A 16,362-nucleotide genomic window follows, 5' to 3' on the forward strand; every position below is an offset into this window, starting at 1 on the left:
CCCATCCGCGGGGCGCATACCGGGGGCGCTGAGGGCTGTTTGGGTTAGAACGACACTCACCACTCACGAGGACGAGGTGGGCGCGGCCAGGAGGCCCCGGTCGTAGGCGATCGCGACCGCCTCGGCCCGGCGGCTCGCACCGAGTTTCGCCATCACGCGCGAAAGATGGACGCTCACCGTCTTCTCGCTGATATACAGCTCTTCGCCGACCTGCCGGTTGGTCCGGCCCAGCGCGACGCGCTCCAGCACGTCCCGTTCGCGGTCGGTGAGCGGGTCGACGACGTCACGGCGCGGCGCCGCGGGCTCCCCGGGAAGCTCTACGCGCGCCCGGTGACCGAGTTCCCGGACGGCCTCGCGCAACGGGCACGCGTTCAGCCGATCGGCCACCGCGTGCGCGGCCAGCAGTTCCGACGCGGCCAGCTCCGTGTCGCCATCGGAAGCCAGCAGAGCCTTCGCGTGCTGCAAGCGGCACATGGCCTGCTCGTACACCGCGCCGTACCCGAACGCCTCGACCGCCTTGGCCCACAACGCCGGATCGCCCGCGCCGTGCAGGCAGCTGCCGAGCGCCTCCAGCCGGGCGAGCCACGCCACCGCCTCCGGCCCCAGCGACACCGAACGCGGGATGCCGTGTTCGGCGCAATGGCGTCCGTGGGCGAGCAGCTTCTCGCCCGACGCCACGGCGGCCTCGACGGTCGCCAGATCCCCGCGAACCCGGGCCGCGGCGGCCTGCGCGACGGCGGCCGCGAGTCCGAGCACGCTGATCCGGATGCCGCCGAGCACCGCGGGTTCGATTTCTTCGAGCCAGTCGATCAGCTCGATCGCCTGGCGCACCGCGCCCGCGTGGTCCCCTCGCCACGAGGCGAGCTGGATGGCGGCGTCCGCCGACGCGAGCGCGATCGAGTAGTCGGCCTTCCAATGCTGACGCAGGCTGGGCAGGATCTTGTCCGCGTCCGCGAACCGGCCCCAGCCGACGACGAACTGCGCCCAGATCCCCAGGAACCGCCCGGCCACGACGCTGGAGACACCACGGGCCGCCCGGCCCGCGTCGTCGTCTTCCGGCCAGTCCCCGCTGACGTACCGCAGCATGAGGTGCTTGGTCCGCAGCTCGATCCCGAACGAACTCCAGGTCAGCCCGGTCTCCTTGGCCCGGCTGATGCCCTTGGCGTAGTACTTCAGCGCGGAGTGGATCTCGGCCCTGTCGTCGTAGCTCAGCCCGAGGAAGTGCAACGCCCGCAGCTCACCGTTGAGGGCGCCGGAATCCCTGGCCTTCCGCTCGGCCTGGCGCAGCCTCTCCCGCGCCTCCTCGACGTCGCCCGCCGAATCGGCCAGCGTCCCGAGCGAGACCAGCGCGGCCGCTTCCGCCCCGCCCGCGCCGACGGCCCTGGCGTCGGCGACCGCGGCCAGCGCGCACTGCAGCGCCTCTTCGTGCCTGTCGATCAGGCGCAGGATCCCCGCCCGGGTGGCCAGCACCCAGGCCCGCGCGGAACTCGCCTCGGTGTGTTCGACCAGCTCCCAGGCCTTGTCGATCGCCTCGACGACCTCGTCCAGCGTGCCATCGACCGAAAGCAGTGCCTCCGCGTGCCGCCGCCAGACCTTGGCGGACCGCTCGTTGCCCGTGTCCTGGCCGAGGGCCTCGGTCGCGGATCGCGAATAGGCGACCGCCCGCTCCGGCTCCCCCGACGTGCTCGCGAAGTACGAAGCCTCGTGCAGCAGCCGGAGTTCGTCGACGTCCGACGGCCGGTCGGCCGCGGGTACGGCGTCCCAGATGGACAGTGCCTGCTCGACGTGCCGCAGCGCGGCGCCGGGCGCGCCCAGCTTCTCCGCCTCGTCCATCGCGCGCAGCAACGCGGCCAGCGCGGTGACGAAGTCCTTGCTCTCCAGGCTGTGGTGCGCGAGCCGCGCGTCCTGGCCCCGGCCCTGCGTCCGGGTGCGGATCCGCGTCGCGTAGGCGGCGTGCATGCGCACGCGCTCCCCCGGCAGCAGATCCCCGTAGACCGCTTCCTGCAGCAGCGCGTGGCGGAAGGTGTAGAAACCGTTCTCGATCACCAGGACGTGATGCTGCACCGCCTCGCGCAGCGCCTCGTCGAGTTCGAGCTCGTCCAGCCCGGAGATCTCGGCGAGCGCGGCGTGCGCGACCGAGTCCTTGGCGACCGAGACCACGCGCAGGATCCGGCGGGTGATCGGCGAAAGCTGCTCGACGCGGGCGAGAAGCACCTCGGCCAGCCCGGCGGGAAGCTCGCGGCAGTCCTTCGCGGACGCGAGCAGCTCCTCGACGAAGAACGGATTGCCCTCGGACCGGGCGACGATGTCGGCGATCATGTCCTGGCCGATCGGTTCGTCGGCCAAGGCCTCGACGAACGCGCGCGCGTCCTCGGCGCCGAACGGCTTGACCTCGACGCGTTCGACCGCGCCCAGCCGCACCACCTCGGACAGCAGCGCCCGCAGCGGATGCCGCCGGTGGACGTCCTCCTCGCGATAGCTCGCCACCACCAGCAGCCGCTGGGTGCGCAGCCTCGTCAGCAGGAAGGACAGCAGGTTCCGGGTGGAGCCGTCGGCCCAGTGCAGGTCCTCCAGCAGGATGACCACCGGCCGGCGCTGAGCGATGACGGTCAGCACCCCCAGTACCGCGTCGAACAGCTGGAGCTGGCCGAGGTCCTGTTCGGGCCCGAGCCGTTGCGTCGACACCTGTTCGCTCGCGGTGAGCTGACCGTCTTCGATGGCGGGGTATTCCTCCGCCTGCTGCATCTGCGGGAGCAGCCTGCCCAGCGCCGGCCGGGCCCGGACCGCGGCGGCGACCACGGGATCTGACGTCGTCGCCAGCGGCGCGAGGGCCTCGGCGAACGGAAGATAAGGAAGACCGCCCTCATGGACGTCGATACAGCGCCCTGTCAGCACCAGGGCGCCCGCGCCGGCGGTGATCTCGCCGAGCGCGGTCAGGAGGCGGGTCTTGCCGACCCCGGCGTCGCCGGAGAGCAGCACCGCGCCGGCCTCGGCCCGTTCTGCACGGGCGAAGGCGGCGCGGAGCTGCCGCATCTCCTGAGTGCGGGCGACGATCGGGATACCGGAGCCAAGACGGGGCACGAGGTGCATTCTTGCCTACCGGACCGACAACTTCGCCTGGGTTTTCGCCGAGAGCTTCATCGCACTCGACCTCTACCGGGTGATCTCGCCGCTGCGGGCGGGCACCTGTCCGGCCTCGCGGCGCTGCTGGGCGGGCACCTGGACGGCGGTGCGCTGGGCGCGGATCCGCCTGCCCGCGCGGCGGGCCTTGTCGACCCAGACGCTGCGTCCGGCTCGCTGCAGCTCCTCGCGGCGGTACTCGACCTCGGCCAGTACACCGGTGAGCAGAGCGTCGTTCGTGTTCATCATTTCCCCTTAGGAACTCACTGCCTTGTTTGGTAGTGATCAGATTCGTCCTGAGGGGTGCCCAGAGGCATCGGGTGATCGCCTACACCCGGACGTGATTCGACCCCTTACGCCGGCCCATCCCCTGCTCGGGAGGCGTAAGGGGTCGAGTTTCAGGGTCCTTAGTCGTGAGCCGGGCCACTCGGGCGCACCGCACCGAGCAGCCCGCGCCAAGCCTGCGGCGACAGGCGGAAGGCACCTCCCTCAGGGTCCTTCGAGTCCCTCAGGGCAGCTCCGGAACCGGTGAAGGCGGCCTCGACGCAGTCGTTGCCGCCGCCGCTGTGGCTGCTCTTGAACCACCGGGCCTGGGAAAGATCATCGTTGGGCGTCATGCTCCCCACTCCTTACTAGTTTCCGGGGACTTTCTCCGGCAGGGCCGCCTGTTCGGCGAACCTGCCGGCGGCCTCGGCGATCACCTCGACCGAGTCGTCCGGTTTCAACGCGGCGGCACGGAGATGGTCGAACATCAACGCGTATCGCCGGACGTCCGGGGGTTCCTCCAGGTAGAGACCGCTGGAGGTGCTGTCGACGTAGACCACGTCGGTGTCGGCCAGTTCGGGGAAGCCCATGATGAGGAACGGACCCTCCATCCCGGGATGGGCACCCGCGCCGAACGGCACGATCTGGATGGTCACGTTCGCCCTCGCGGCCATCGTGACCATCCGGTACAGCTGTTCCGCCATCACCTCGGCGCCGTCGACCGTGCGATGCAGGACCGCCTCGTCCATGACGGCCCAGTACTCGGGCGGCGAAGGGTCGGTCAGCAGTTCCTGCCGCGCCATCCGCGCCGCGACCCGGCGCCGGACCTCGGCTTCCTCGGCGTCGGGCCGCATCGCCCTGATCACGGCCCTGGCGTAACGCTCGGTCTGCAGGAGACCCGGCACCAGCAGCGCCTGGAAGGCCCGCAGCGAACTCGCGTCCGCCTCCAGGCCGACGAACGTGCCGGTGAACACCTCGTTATACGCGTGCCACCAGCCGCGTTTGCGGGCTTCCCTGGCCAGCTGGACGAGCGCTTCCTGCTCGTCGCCCGCGATGCCGTACAGCTCCAGCATGTCGCGCGCGTCGCGCGGCGTGACCCCCACGTGCCCGGTCTCGATGCGGCTGACCTTCGACGCCGAGCATTCGAGTTTCTCGCTCACCTCGTCGATGGTGAGGTCGGCCGCCTCGCGCAACCGCCTCAGCTCGCTCGCCAGCCGTCGGCGGCGCACGGTGGGTCCTTGACCCCTCGTCATCACGGCACCTCCACAAGCTGTCCGAGCAACACCGATCACGACGCGGCGAGGAGAACAGTGTTCAGTAACCCGCCGAAGCACATCTAACCAGCCCGGGACACATTCGGTGAGATGGTCACACGACCATTTTCCGACACGTCCGATTTTCATCCTGCAATTTGCAGATTGCCGTTGTAGGTTGAGCATTGTGCAACGCGGTACGCCCGCCTTCATCGGCGGTGGCGGATCCGCTCGCGGCACGGGCGCGGGGCCGCGAGCTGCACCGATGGGCTTCCGAGAGGATACCCGTCGAGCCGGATTCACCCCCGGTGCAGGGCCGGAGCCGTCCCCCGATCGGTTCCGGCCCTCCCTTTATTCCCGATCATTCCACAATGCTCTGATCCCAGATGTTATTGCATTTTGCCATTCCCTCTAAAGGGTGGACGAGACGGTTCTCGGATGCGGAACGTCACCGTTCACACCACTCGGAGAAGGCCTTCCTGCACGACGGTGGCGATGTGCGTTCCGTCCGCGGCGAAGAACCGCCCGGTGGCCAGCCCGCGGGCGCCCGACGCCGTCGGCGATCCGCTGTCGTAGAGGAACCATTCGTCGGCCCGGAACGGGCGGTGGAACCAGAGCGCGTGGTCGAGGCTCGCGCCGATCACCTTGTCGAGGTCCCAGTAGACGCCGTGGCGCGCGAGGACCGAGTCCAGGAGCGTCATGTCGGAGGCGTAGGTCAGGACGCAGACGTGCAGCAGCTGCTGGTCCGGGAGTTTGCCGTCGGCCCGCATCCAGACCTGGTTGCGGGCGGGGAGGTCGCCGGACTTCCGGGTCACCCACGGCGGGTCGTTGACGTAGCGCAGGTCGATCGGGCGCGGCCGGTCGTGATGGCCGATGAAGTAGCCCTCGGCCCGCTCCTGCAGCGTGGGAAGCGACTCGGGGTCGGGGACGTCCGGCCTGCCCTCGGAGTGCTCGATGCCGCCCTCGTCCTTCTGGAACGACGCGGACAGCGAGAAGATCGCCTTGCCGTGCTGGATGCCGACGACGCGGCGGGTGGTGAACGAGCGGCCGTCGCGGATGCGGTCGACCTCGTAGACGATCGGGACGCTGGGGTCGCCGCCGCGGATGAAGTACGCGTGCAGCGAGTGGACCTTCCGCTCCTCGGGGACGGTGCGTCCGGCGGCGACCAGCGCCTGCCCCGCGACCTGCCCGCCGAACACCCGCACCGGCGAATGCGCCGGTGAGACACCGCGGAAGATGTTCTCCTCGATCTTCTCCAAGTCCAGCAGCGCGACCAGCTTGTCGAGCACCGGCTGACCGCCGACGCCGCCGGTATTGTCGAACCCGGCCGCGGCTTCCCTGGCCATCTCAGTCATGACCTGAACTTTAGGCCGTCAGGGTGTCTCGGGCCTCCGCGAGGCGGGACGTTTGTCGCGAAGGCCACCTTCGGGACACGTCGGTCGCCATGAACGGCCCCTTCACCCCTGGACACGGCGTCAGCGACCGGTGCGACGCCAGCAGACGTTCCCGAAGTCCGTGAAGGCCTCCTTGAGGGACTCTGGGTCCCTCAAGGAGGCCTTCACGGACTTGCGCTCAAAGACCAGGGTCAGGCGTGGTCGTCCTCGCCGAGGCGGTGCACCCGGATGAGGTTGGTCGACCCCACGGTCCCGGGCGGGGAGCCGGCGACGATGACCACCAGGTCACCCTTGGCGTACTTGCCCATTTCGAGCATCGCGTGGTCGACCTGCTGGATCATCTGGTCGGTGGAGCCCACCTTCGGCACGATCCGCGTCGTGGTGCCCCAGGTCATCGCGAGCTGGCTGCGGACGCTCTCCTCCGGGGTGAACGCCAGCAGCGGCAGCCGCGTGTGCAGCCGCGCGAGCCGCCGGACGGTGTCACCGGACTGGGTGAAGGCGACCAGGGCCTTGGCGTTCAGCCGCTCACCGATGTCGCGGGCCGCGTAGGAGATGACGCCGCGCTTGGTGCGCGGGACGTGCGACAGCGGCGGCACGACCGGCGAATCGGTCTCGACGGCCTCGATGATCCGGCCCATGGTCTTGACCACGTCGATGGCGTAGCGGCCGACGCTGGTCTCGCCCGAAAGCATGAGGGCGTCCGCGCCGTCGAGCACCGCGTTGGCGACGTCCGAGGCCTCCGCGCGGGTCGGGCGGGAGCTGTTGATCATCGACTCGAGCATCTGCGTCGCGACGATGACCGGCTTCGCGTTCTCGCGGGCGATCTGGATGGTGCGCTTCTGCACCAGCGGGACCTGCTCCAGCGGGAGCTCGACGCCCAGGTCGCCGCGGGCGATCATCACCGCGTCGAAGGCCAGCACGATCGCTTCGAGGTTGTAGACCGCTTCGGGCTTCTCGATCTTCGCGACGACCGGGAGGCGGCCCTTGCCGACGCGGTCCATCACCTGGTGGACCAGGTCGATGTCGGCGGGCGAGCGGACGAACGACAGCGCGATGAAGTCCACGCCGAGTTCGAGCGCGAACTCGAGGTCTTCGATGTCCTTTTCGGACAGCGCCGGCACGGAGACGTCCATGCCCGGCAGGGAGACGCCCTTGTTGTTGCTGACGGGGCCGCCTTCGGTGACCTCGCAGACGACGTCCGGGCCCTCGACCTGCTTGACGACGAGGCCGACCTTGCCGTCGTCCACCAGGAGACGGTCGCCGGGCTTCGCGTCGTCGGCGAGTCCCTTGTAGGTGGTCGAGACGCGGTCGTGCGTGCCCGCGACGTCCTCGACGGTGATGCGCACGATGTCGCCGTTGTGCCACTCGACCGGTCCGCCCGCGAAGGTGCCGAGACGGATCTTCGGGCCCTGGAGGTCGGCGAGGATGCCCACCGCGCGGCCGGATTCGGCGGCGGCGGTGCGGATGAGGTCGTAGACCTGCTTGTGGTCGCTGTGCGTCCCGTGGCTGAAGTTCATCCTCGCGACGTCCATCCCGGCGTCGACGAGTTGCCGCATCTTCTCCGGCGTAGCGGTCGCGGGGCCCAGGGTACAAACGATCTTCGCGCGTCGGCTCACGTTCGCACAGCGTAGTCCCTCTTCGGTGCTACGTCTTTACCGATACCGAAAGTTCAAGAAAAGTGTCAGTTGACCTGGGAGATGGACAACCGGCGAACTCGTTTCGGCGGTTATCGGCGCGGCTTCTCGCTCGCCCCGACGCGGTCCCGCGCCCATTCGTTGAACGTCCGGACCTGCCGCCACGCCTTCCGCACCCGGTCGAGCGAGCCGCGTTCGTGCAGGACGTCGTCGGGCTCCCAAGCCCGGACGGCGTACACGGAGCGATACTTCAACAGGTCGATGCGCGGGTGGTCCTCCGCGAACCCGCGCGGCTTGGACTTGAGCCGATCGCCGTTGATCTCCCAGCCGGACTTCTGAAGCTTCGCGAGGATCTTGCCCAGCTCGGCGCCGTGCACCTCGGTGTCGATGGCGCGGCGGAACCGGGCGAGTTGATCGGACTCGAAGTGGAAACAGCCGCCGCCGACGCGCAGCCCGGCCGGGCCGACCTCGACGTAGTACGCGCCGCCGCCCCGGCCTTGCTCGATCACCGCGCCACAGTGGGTCTTGTACGGCGTCTTGTCCTTGGCGAACCGGACGTCGCGGTACGGGCGGAAGACCTTCCCCTCGCCGAAGCCGTCGCCGAACTCCGGGACCAGCTCCGCGAGCAGCGCCTCCATCGGCGCGCGGACGTCGGCCTTGTAGGTGGCGAGGTTCGCGTCCCAGTAGGACTTGGAGTTGTCGGCCTCCAGACCGTCGTAGAAGTCGATGGCGTACTCGCCGAAACCCTCGAAACCCATGCGGTGACGTTAATCCTCACCGCCGACAAGTACATGAAGGCCCCCTTCCTGTACCTAGGCGCAAGGAAGGGGACCTTCATGTACTTCGGTGTTACTTGGCCAGAGCGGTGATCAGCTCACCGTCGGCCGTGTCACCGGACAGCTCCCAGAAGAAGGCGCCGCCGAGACCCTGATTCTTGGCGTAGGCGACCTTCCCGCCGATGGTCGCCGGGGTGTCGTAGCTCCACCAGTCGTTGCCGCACTTGGCGTAGGCGGTGCCCGCAACGGTGCCGGTGGCCGGGCAGGTGGTCTTCAGGACCTTGTAGTCCTGGATGCCCGGCTCGGTGCCCACCGCCGGACCGGTCGCGGTGCCGCCCGGGGCCTCCTGGGTGACGCCGGTCCAGCCGCGGCCGTAGAAGCCGATGCCCAGCAGCAGCTTGTTCGTCGGGACGCCCTTGCTCTTGAGCTTCTGGATCGCCGCGTCGGAGTGGAAACCGGCGGTCGGGATGCCCGCGTAGTCGTTCAGCGGCGAGTGCGGGGCCGTCGGGCCCTGCGCGGCCCAGGCGCCGAAGTAGTCGTAGGTCATGACGTTGTACCAGTCGAAGTACTGCGCCGCGGCGCCGTAGTCCGCGGCGTCGATCTTGCCGCCGTCGGTGCCGTCCGCGGTGATCGCGGCGGTGACCAGCTTCGAGCCGAACTTCTCCCGCAGGGCCTGCGCGAGGTTCTTGATCGCGGCCGCGCCGCTGGTGTCGCAGGAGAGACCGCAGGCGTTCGGGTACTCCCAGTCGATGTCGATGCCGTCGAAGACACCGGCCCAGCGCGGGTCGTTGACCAGGTTGTAGCAGGACTCGGCGAACTTGGCGGGGTTCTTCGCCGCCTCTCCGAAGCCGCCGGACCAGGTCCAGCCGCCGAAGGACCACAGCACCTTGAGGTTCGGGTGCTTGGCCTTGAGCTTCTTCAGCTGGTTGAAGTTCCCGCGCAGCGCGCCGTCGTCCCAGGTGTCGGCGACACCGTCGACACTGCCGGCCGCGTCGTAGAACTTGCTGGTCGCCGCTTCGGCATCACCGAGTGCGCAACCGCCGTTGGTCACGTTGCCGAAGGAGTAGTTGATATGGGTCAGCTTGTTCGCCGAACCCGACGTGTCGATGTTCTTCACATGGTAGTTCCGCTGGTAGACGCCCCATTCGGCGAAGTACCCGAGGACCTTGCCGACCGAAGCGTCCTGCGCTTCCGGTGCGGCGGTCGCCTGCTGCGCCGGCGCGGCGACGGCCAGCGCGCCGAGCGCGACGGCCGCGGCGCCCACGATCGCGGTGAGCCTGCTCAAACGGGACATGCGTTCTCCCTTCACGGTCACCGGCGGTGACGAGAGGACTGCGGCGGGACACGCACAAGCTAAGTGGACTAGACCACTCCGTCAATGGTTCAGACCAAGACTTTCGGATGGACATTTTCGAACATTCCTTGACGGAAATATGCCGTACGGGGCACATTTCCCGGATGATGCAGACTTTCGAGATCCTCGCCGAACCGCGGCGGAGGACCATCCTCGACCTCCTGCGGGACGGCGAACGGTCGGTCAACGAGCTGGTCGAGGTCCTCGAATTGAGCCAACCGGCCGTATCGAAACACCTGCGCGTCCTACGCGAGGCCGGTCTGGTCACCGTTCGCGTCGCGGCCCAGCGCCGCTGCTACCGGCTCCGCCCGGAACCGCTCGCGGAGGTCGACGCCTGGCTCGCGCCGTACCGCCGGTTCTGGGAAGGCCGGATCGACGCGCTCGAACGGCACCTGGACGACGACAGTCAGTGAATAGGTAACGACCAGCCGCCACCCGGCGGGACGGTGGTGCCGCCTTGCCCGACCGGCAACCGGCCGCCCTGGCAGCCGCCCGCGGACTGAGGCGTCATAGTGGGGCGGTCGTGAAAGGAGGCCGCCGTGATCCGGGTGGACGGCCGGACCCTGCGCTGCGCGGACGTCGTGACCGCCGCGAACACCGAGGGACCGCTGGGCATTGACGTTTCGATCGCCGCGCTGCGTGGCGCGGAAAGCGCGTGGAAACTCGCGGAGGAACTGAGCACGCGCCGGATCGTCTACGGCCGCACCACCGGCGTCGGCGCCAACAAGGAGGACCCGGTCGGCGAGGGCGAGTCGCCGGATCACGGGCTGCGGCTGCTGCGCAGTCACGCCGGCGGCAGCGGCGACGTCCTGTCCCCCGGCCAGACCAGGGCGATGATGCTGATCCGGCTCAACCAGCTGCTGGCCGGGCGCGCCGGGCTCAGTCCCGAGCTGATCGGAGCGCTGGCCACCGCGGTGAAGACCGGAGCGCTGCCGCTGGTGCACCGGCTCGGCGCGATCGGCACCGGCGACCTGGCGCCGCTCGCCGAGACCGCGCTCGCCCTCACCGGCGAACGGCCGTGGCTCTCGGGCAGTGTGCCGCCGGTGCCGGTGCGGGCGGGTGACGCGCTCGCGTTCATGAGCAGCAACGCCGCGACGCTGGCCGAGGCGACCCTCGCGGCGATGCGGCTCGACACCCTCACGCGGGCGAGTCACGTCGTCGCGGCGCTGACGTACATCGCGCTCGACGGGAACCCGGAGGCGTACGCGACCCCGGTGCACGAAGCGCGTCCGCACGCCGGGCAGGTCGCGTGCGCGGCGGAGATGCGGCGGCTGCTCGGGATGGAGGGCACGCCCAAACCGGGCAGGCGCATCCAGGACCCGTTCGGGCTCCGCGCGTTCCCGCAGGTGCAGGGTCCCGCGCTGGACGCGATCCACTACCTGCGCGACGTCCTCGCGGTGGAGATCAACGCCAGCACCGAAAATCCGATGATCTCGACGGTCCACCAGGACGCCTACCACCACGCGCACTTCCACACCGCGTACGTCTCGACCGCGCTCGACCAGGTGCGCGCGACCGTCCACCAGGTCGCCGAACTGTCGGTGGCGCGGCTGGGTGACCTGGTGGAACCGGAGTTCACCGGGTTGCGGCCGTTCCTCGCGGCCGGGCCGTCGGGCAGTTCGGGCGTGATGATCCTGGAGTACGTCGCCCACGACGCGCTCACCGAACTGCGGCAGGCCGCGCTCCCGGCGACGCTCGGCACCGCCGTCGTCTCACGCGGGATCGAGGACCACGCGAGCTTCTCCACGCAGGCCGCGCGGGCGGCGACCGCGGCCGGGGCCGCGTATCAGCAGGTGCTGGCGTGCGAACTGGTCGCGGCCGTCCGGGCGCTGCGGATGCGGAAGGCCGAGCTCGTCGCCCTGCCCGCGCGGGACGCGTACGAAACCGCCGCGGCCGTGCTCGACCCGAGCGTCGAGGACCGGCCGCTCACCGAGGACATCGCGCGGGCCGTGTCGCTCTTGGACACCCTCGCGCTCGTCTGACCCCTCGCGTTTCGCGAGAGGATGTCGAGAAAGACGAAGCGGCGACGTCCCCGAGCCGGAACCACCACAGCGAGGGAGACCACAGCATGAGCATCCAGCGGATGGACCACGTCGGCGTCATCGTCAGCGACCTCACGGCCGCCATCGCGTTCTTCGTCGAACTCGGCTTCGAATCTGAAGGCCGGATGACGATGGAGAACGAGCTGGCGGACCGCATCACCGCGGTCGACGAGGCCAAATCGGAGCTGGCGATGGTGAGCGTCCCCGGCGGTGGCGGGCGGCTCGAACTCATCCAGTACCTCACCCCCGAGGCCCACCCCGGCGACCCGCACGCACCGGCCAACACGCGCGGCCTGCGCCACCTCGCCTTCGAGGTCGACGACCTCCATGGCACCCTCGACCGCGTGCGCCCGCACGGCGCGACGCTCGTGGGCGAGGTCGTGGACTTCGAGGGCAGCTACCTGCTCTGCTACCTCCGCGGCCCCGACGGGATCATCATCGAGCTGGCCGAAAAGCTCGGCTAGCAGCAACAACCCCGGCGGGCGAGGGACCGCGCCCGGGCGCTCGCCGGTGGCGCGGGCCGGTTCGCGGCGGTCTCGACGGCGTCGAGCATCCGGCGCCGCGCCGTCTTGTCGAGGACGCGGCCGCGGGTGATCACCAGGTCGATCTTCGCCACGTTGCGGATGTCGGCGGCCGGGTTCGCGTCCAGCAGCACGAGGTCGGCCTCCTTCCCCGCCGCGATCGTGCCCGACGTCGCCTCCCTGCCGAGGAACTTCGCCGCGTCGCCGGTGACGGTCTTGAGCGCGTGCACCGGCGAGAGCCCGGCCTCGACCAGGAGCGCGAGTTCCTCGTGCAGCCCGCTGCCGGGGAAGGTGTACGGGTTGAGGCAGTCGGTGCCGCCGATGATCCCGACGCCCGCTTCGTGCGCGAGGCCGACCAGCCGCAGCGTCTCCTGGTAATACCGTTCCTGCACGACGACTTCCGCCGGTGTCTTCGGCGCGAACTGCTCGATGCCCACGACCCAGCTCTGCCGGATGTCGGCGGGCAGGTACTTCAGCCGCGGGTCGTGCTTGTGGGTCTCGGCGGGCTGGGTGACGACCCGGTTGATCGTGAGCGTCGGCGAGTGCCAGGTGCCGTTGCGCCGCAGCCTGCCGAAGTAGCTCCAGGCGGCGCCGGGGCTGTACGTGGAGACCGACTCGAACTCCAGTTGCCGCGCCAGGTTGAAGAAGGCACGCGGCGCCGCCGGGTCGTAGGGCGTCGCCTTCAACCTGGCGAGGATCTCGTCGCGCCGGGACGAGCAATGGATCGAGACGCCGAAGAAGTGCTCGAAGCTGTGCTGGCCCAGGTCGCTCGTTTCGAGGTGGGACAGCCTGTACGGCCAGTGCCCCGAGAACCGCAGGCCCTGCCCGCGGACCTCGTCCGCGATCGCGCGCACGGCGTCCGGACCGAGGTAGGAGTAGACCTTGACGAACTCGGCGCCCGCGGCCGCCTCCGCGCGGACGGCCGCGCGGGCCTCGGCCGCGTTCGACACCTGGAGCACCGGCGGGCCCAGGAGCGTGACCGGCCCGTCGACGATCCCGCTTCCCATCACGATGCGCGGGCCGAGCAGCTCACCGCGTTCGATCCTGTCCCGGGTCACGCGGTTCTCCGCGTAGCCCCACATCTCCCGGGCGCCGGTGACGCCGTGGGCGAGGTGCAGCGGCGGGATGATCTCTTCGAGGTCCGCGCCGTGGGTGTGCATGTCCCACAGCCCCGGGATGAGGTACTTGCCGCGGCCGTCGATCACCCGCGCGCCACCGGTTTCCGGGACCTGGCCGGAGTTGCCGACCCAGGCGATCCGGTCACCGACGAGCACGACCGAGACGTCGCGCCGCGGCGCCGAGCCCGTGCCGTCGATCAGCGTGACGTGGGAGATCACGAGGATCTCGCCCGTGGCCGCCGCGGCCGTGCCGGGCAGCAGCCCGGCGAGCGCCACCCCGGTGCCGCTCGCGGCCAGCCATCTCAGGAACTCACGCCTGCTGGATCCCGTTCCCGCCATGAGAACCCCGCCCTTCCACCCAAGATCCCCCGGGTGGCCGATTCAACTCGCCGCGAGGGCGCGGCCGCAAGGAACGGGAAGGCCCCTTACCCGAGCTCAGCACAAAGTAAGGGGCCTTCTCCTGAAACACCGCTCAGCCGAAGAAGACTTCGGCCTCTTCGTAGCGCTCGGCCGGGACCGTCTTCAGTTCGGCGGTCGCCTCGGAGAGCTTGACGCGGACGATGTCCGTGCCGCGCAGCGCGACCATCACGCCGAAGTCGCCGTCGGCGACGGCGTCGACGGCGTTGAGGCCGAACCGGGTGGCGAGCACGCGGTCGTACGCGGTCGGCGTGCCACCGCGCTGGACGTGCCCGAGCACGACCGCACGGGACTCCTTGCCGGTGCGGGCGGCGATCTCGTCGGCCAGCCAGGTGCCGATGCCGCCGAGCCGGACGTGCCCGAAGGCGTCCTTCTCCCCGGTCAGCAGCTTCTCCTCGCCGCCCTCGGGCAGCGCGCCCTCGGCGACCACGATGATCGGCGCGAACTCCTTCTCGAAGCGGCGCTCGACCCACGAAACGACCTGGTCGACGTTGAAGTGCCGCTCCGGCACCAGGATCACGCTCGCGCCGCCCGCGAGACCGGAGTGCAGCGCGATCCAGCCCGCGTGCCGTCCCATGACCTCGACGACCAGGGCGCGGTGGTGCGACTCGGCCGTGGTGTGCAGCCGGTCGATGGCCTCGGTGGCGATCGAGACGGCCGTGTCGAAACCGAAGGTGTAGTCGGTGGCGCCGAGGTCGTTGTCGATCGTCTTGGGCACCCCGACGACGCCGACGCCGTCGTCCGTGAGCCGCTTCGCGACGCCCAGGGTGTCTTCGCCGCCGATCGCGATCAGCGCGTCGACCTGCTGCTCGGCGAGCACGGCCTTGATCTTGTCGACGCCGCCGTCGACCTTGTACGGGTTGGTCCGCGACGACCGCAGGATCGTGCCACCGCGGGTCAGGATGTCCTCGACGTCGTTCAGGCCGAGCGGGCGGCTGTCCCCGGTGAGGGGACCGTTCCAGCCGTTGCGGAACCCGACGATGTCCCAGCCGTGCACCTCGATGCCCTTGCGCACCACACCGCGGATCACCGCGTTGAGCCCCGGGCAGTCCCCACCGCCGGTCAGCACACCGACACGCATCAGAAGCCTCCGTCTTGTGTTCCGTAGAGATGACAGTCACATGTCCCGCCGCCAGCGTAGCGGGAGTTCTCTGGATCGGTGCAGGGCGGACCACCTCGGGAATCGGTACACGTGAGGCGATGTGCTAGCTTGGCGTCGTGCAGCGCTATTTCTGGTTTACGAAGCCGGCCCCGGGTGGGCACGGCGGCGTGAACCTGCGCTGACCAACCACCCCGAGCCGGAATCACACCGGCTCGGCGAGTTCCCGCGGGTCGGTATCCCTTTCGAAAGGAACCAGACCCGCGATGTCTCCCTCCGCTGACACCCTCATCGCCCTCGACGGGCACCGCACGGCGGCCATCGACCCGCTGCTGTCGCCCGCGATGCTGCGGCACGAACATCCGATGACGGCGGAAATCGCCGATACCGTCCTAGCCGGGCGGGCCTCGGCCGTCGACATCCTCGACGGCCGGGACGACCGGCTCCTCGTCGTCGTCGGGCCCTGCTCGGTGCACGACACGGACGCCGCGCTCGACTACGCCCGCCGCCTCGCCGCCAAGGCCGAAGAACACCGCCGCGACCTGCACATCGTCATGCGGGTCTACTTCGAGAAGCCGCGGACCACGCTCGGCTGGAAGGGCCTGATCAACGACCCGGGCCTCGACGGCACCTACGAGGTCAACCACGGCCTCCGGATGGCGCGGAAACTGCTGCTCGACATCTCCGCGCTCGGCCTGCCGGTCGGCTGCGAATTCCTCGACCCGATCACCCCGCAGTTCATCTCCGACACCGTGACCTGGGGTTCCATCGGCGCGCGGACCGCGGCGAGCCAGGTGCACCGGCAGCTGTGCAGCGCGCTGTCGATGCCGGTGGGCATCAAGAACTCGACCGAGGGCGACGTCCAGGTCGCCGTCGACGCCACCCGCGCGGCCGGCGCGAGCCACGTGTTCGCCGGCATCAACCCCGACGGGCTCGCCGCGCTGATCACCACCGCCGGGAACGAGGACTGCCACGTGATCCTGCGGGGCAGTTCCGCAGGCCCGAACTACGACCCCGCGACGGTGGCCGACACGCTGGCGCGGCTGGCGAAGTCGGGGCTGCCGGAGCGCGTGATCATCGACGCGAGCCACGGCAACAGCGCGAAGGACCACGTGCGCCAGGCCGCGGTGGTGCGGGAGCTGGCCGGGCGGATCGGTGCCGGTGAGCGGGGAATCGCGGGGCTGATGCTGGAGAGTTTCCTGGTGGCGGGGCGTCAGGACCTGACGCTGGGCTCGGCCGCTTCGCTGGCCTACGGGCAGTCGATCACGGACGCCTGCCTGGACTGGGACACGACGGCCGAGCTGCTGGACACCCTCGCCGAGGCTGTCGACTCACGCCGCTGAGCTGGCCTCCGCGCGCGGCGTGCGTGT

The 16,362-nt window shown here is 69.8% G+C and carries 14 protein-coding genes; 4 read left to right on the top strand and 10 right to left on the bottom strand.

All coding sequences use genetic code 11. The features are described 5' to 3' along the window. Positions 1-63 precede the first annotated feature (63 nt). From AB0N89_RS22635 to AB0N89_RS22670, 8 genes are all read right to left on the bottom strand, one after another. Positions 64-3,090 carry an AAA family ATPase gene (locus AB0N89_RS22635; RefSeq protein ID WP_364207437.1) on the bottom strand — a complete coding sequence of 1,009 codons (3,027 nt, stop codon included), beginning with the start codon at positions 3,088-3,090 and terminating at the stop codon, positions 64-66. Between the two features lie 63 nt (positions 3,091-3,153). Further along, on the bottom strand, positions 3,154-3,366 hold the full coding sequence (locus tag AB0N89_RS22640; protein ID WP_364207439.1) for a hypothetical protein: 213 nt from the start codon (positions 3,364-3,366) through the stop codon (positions 3,154-3,156). A gap of 161 nt (positions 3,367-3,527) precedes the next feature. Beyond that, the gene (locus AB0N89_RS22645; RefSeq protein WP_364207441.1) at positions 3,528-3,737 is read right to left on the bottom strand and encodes a DUF397 domain-containing protein; all 210 of its coding nucleotides are present in this window, start codon (positions 3,735-3,737) and stop codon (positions 3,528-3,530) included. A 15-nt stretch (positions 3,738-3,752) separates the two neighbouring features. Beyond that, positions 3,753-4,637 (bottom strand): helix-turn-helix transcriptional regulator, encoded by an 885-nt coding sequence (locus AB0N89_RS22650; protein WP_364207443.1) that lies wholly within the window; start codon positions 4,635-4,637, stop codon positions 3,753-3,755. A 455-nt stretch (positions 4,638-5,092) separates the two neighbouring features. Continuing rightward, a complete protein-coding gene (locus tag AB0N89_RS22655; RefSeq protein WP_364207445.1) occupies positions 5,093-5,992 on the bottom strand; it encodes an acyl-CoA thioesterase II in 900 nt (299 codons plus the stop codon). 230 nt (positions 5,993-6,222) lie between these two features. Beyond that, complete coding sequence (gene pyk, locus AB0N89_RS22660; protein ID WP_007033718.1) at positions 6,223-7,647, bottom strand: pyruvate kinase; 1,425 nt, start codon at positions 7,645-7,647, stop codon at positions 6,223-6,225. Positions 7,648-7,757: 110 nt separating this feature from the next. Beyond that, the gene (locus AB0N89_RS22665) at positions 7,758-8,423 is read right to left on the bottom strand and encodes a DUF2461 domain-containing protein (RefSeq protein ID WP_364207447.1); all 666 of its coding nucleotides are present in this window, start codon (positions 8,421-8,423) and stop codon (positions 7,758-7,760) included. Between the two features lie 91 nt (positions 8,424-8,514). Next, the gene (locus AB0N89_RS22670; RefSeq protein WP_364207449.1) at positions 8,515-9,735 is read right to left on the bottom strand and encodes a glycoside hydrolase family 18 protein; all 1,221 of its coding nucleotides are present in this window, start codon (positions 9,733-9,735) and stop codon (positions 8,515-8,517) included. Positions 9,736-9,899: 164 nt separating this feature from the next. On the opposite strand from AB0N89_RS22670, the gene AB0N89_RS22675 reads away from it, so the two are divergent. From AB0N89_RS22675 to AB0N89_RS22685, 3 genes are all read left to right on the top strand, one after another. Then, positions 9,900-10,208 (top strand): metalloregulator ArsR/SmtB family transcription factor, encoded by a 309-nt coding sequence (locus tag AB0N89_RS22675; RefSeq protein ID WP_005164545.1) that lies wholly within the window; start codon positions 9,900-9,902, stop codon positions 10,206-10,208. Between the two features lie 126 nt (positions 10,209-10,334). Beyond that, positions 10,335-11,777, top strand: coding sequence for an aromatic amino acid ammonia-lyase (locus AB0N89_RS22680; protein WP_364207451.1), 1,443 nt, complete (start codon positions 10,335-10,337; stop codon positions 11,775-11,777). Between the two features lie 86 nt (positions 11,778-11,863). Further along, positions 11,864-12,301, top strand: coding sequence for a VOC family protein (locus AB0N89_RS22685; protein ID WP_364207453.1), 438 nt, complete (start codon positions 11,864-11,866; stop codon positions 12,299-12,301). Here the strand turns inward: AB0N89_RS22685 and AB0N89_RS22690 are convergent. Then, complete coding sequence (locus tag AB0N89_RS22690; protein WP_364207455.1) at positions 12,298-13,815, bottom strand: amidohydrolase family protein; 1,518 nt, start codon at positions 13,813-13,815, stop codon at positions 12,298-12,300. The genes AB0N89_RS22685 and AB0N89_RS22690 overlap by 4 nt on opposite strands. A gap of 133 nt (positions 13,816-13,948) precedes the next feature. After that, complete coding sequence (locus tag AB0N89_RS22695; RefSeq protein WP_005164556.1) at positions 13,949-14,974, bottom strand: 6-phosphofructokinase; 1,026 nt, start codon at positions 14,972-14,974, stop codon at positions 13,949-13,951. A 284-nt stretch (positions 14,975-15,258) separates the two neighbouring features. On the opposite strand from AB0N89_RS22695, the gene AB0N89_RS22700 reads away from it, so the two are divergent. After that, entirely contained in the window at positions 15,259-16,335 is a 1,077-nt protein-coding gene (locus tag AB0N89_RS22700; RefSeq protein ID WP_364207458.1) for a 3-deoxy-7-phosphoheptulonate synthase, read from the top strand. Positions 16,336-16,362 lie beyond the last annotated feature (27 nt).

The sequence above is a fragment of the Amycolatopsis sp. NPDC089917 genome (assembly GCF_040684635.1).
Classification (GTDB): domain Bacteria; phylum Actinomycetota; class Actinomycetes; order Mycobacteriales; family Pseudonocardiaceae; genus Amycolatopsis.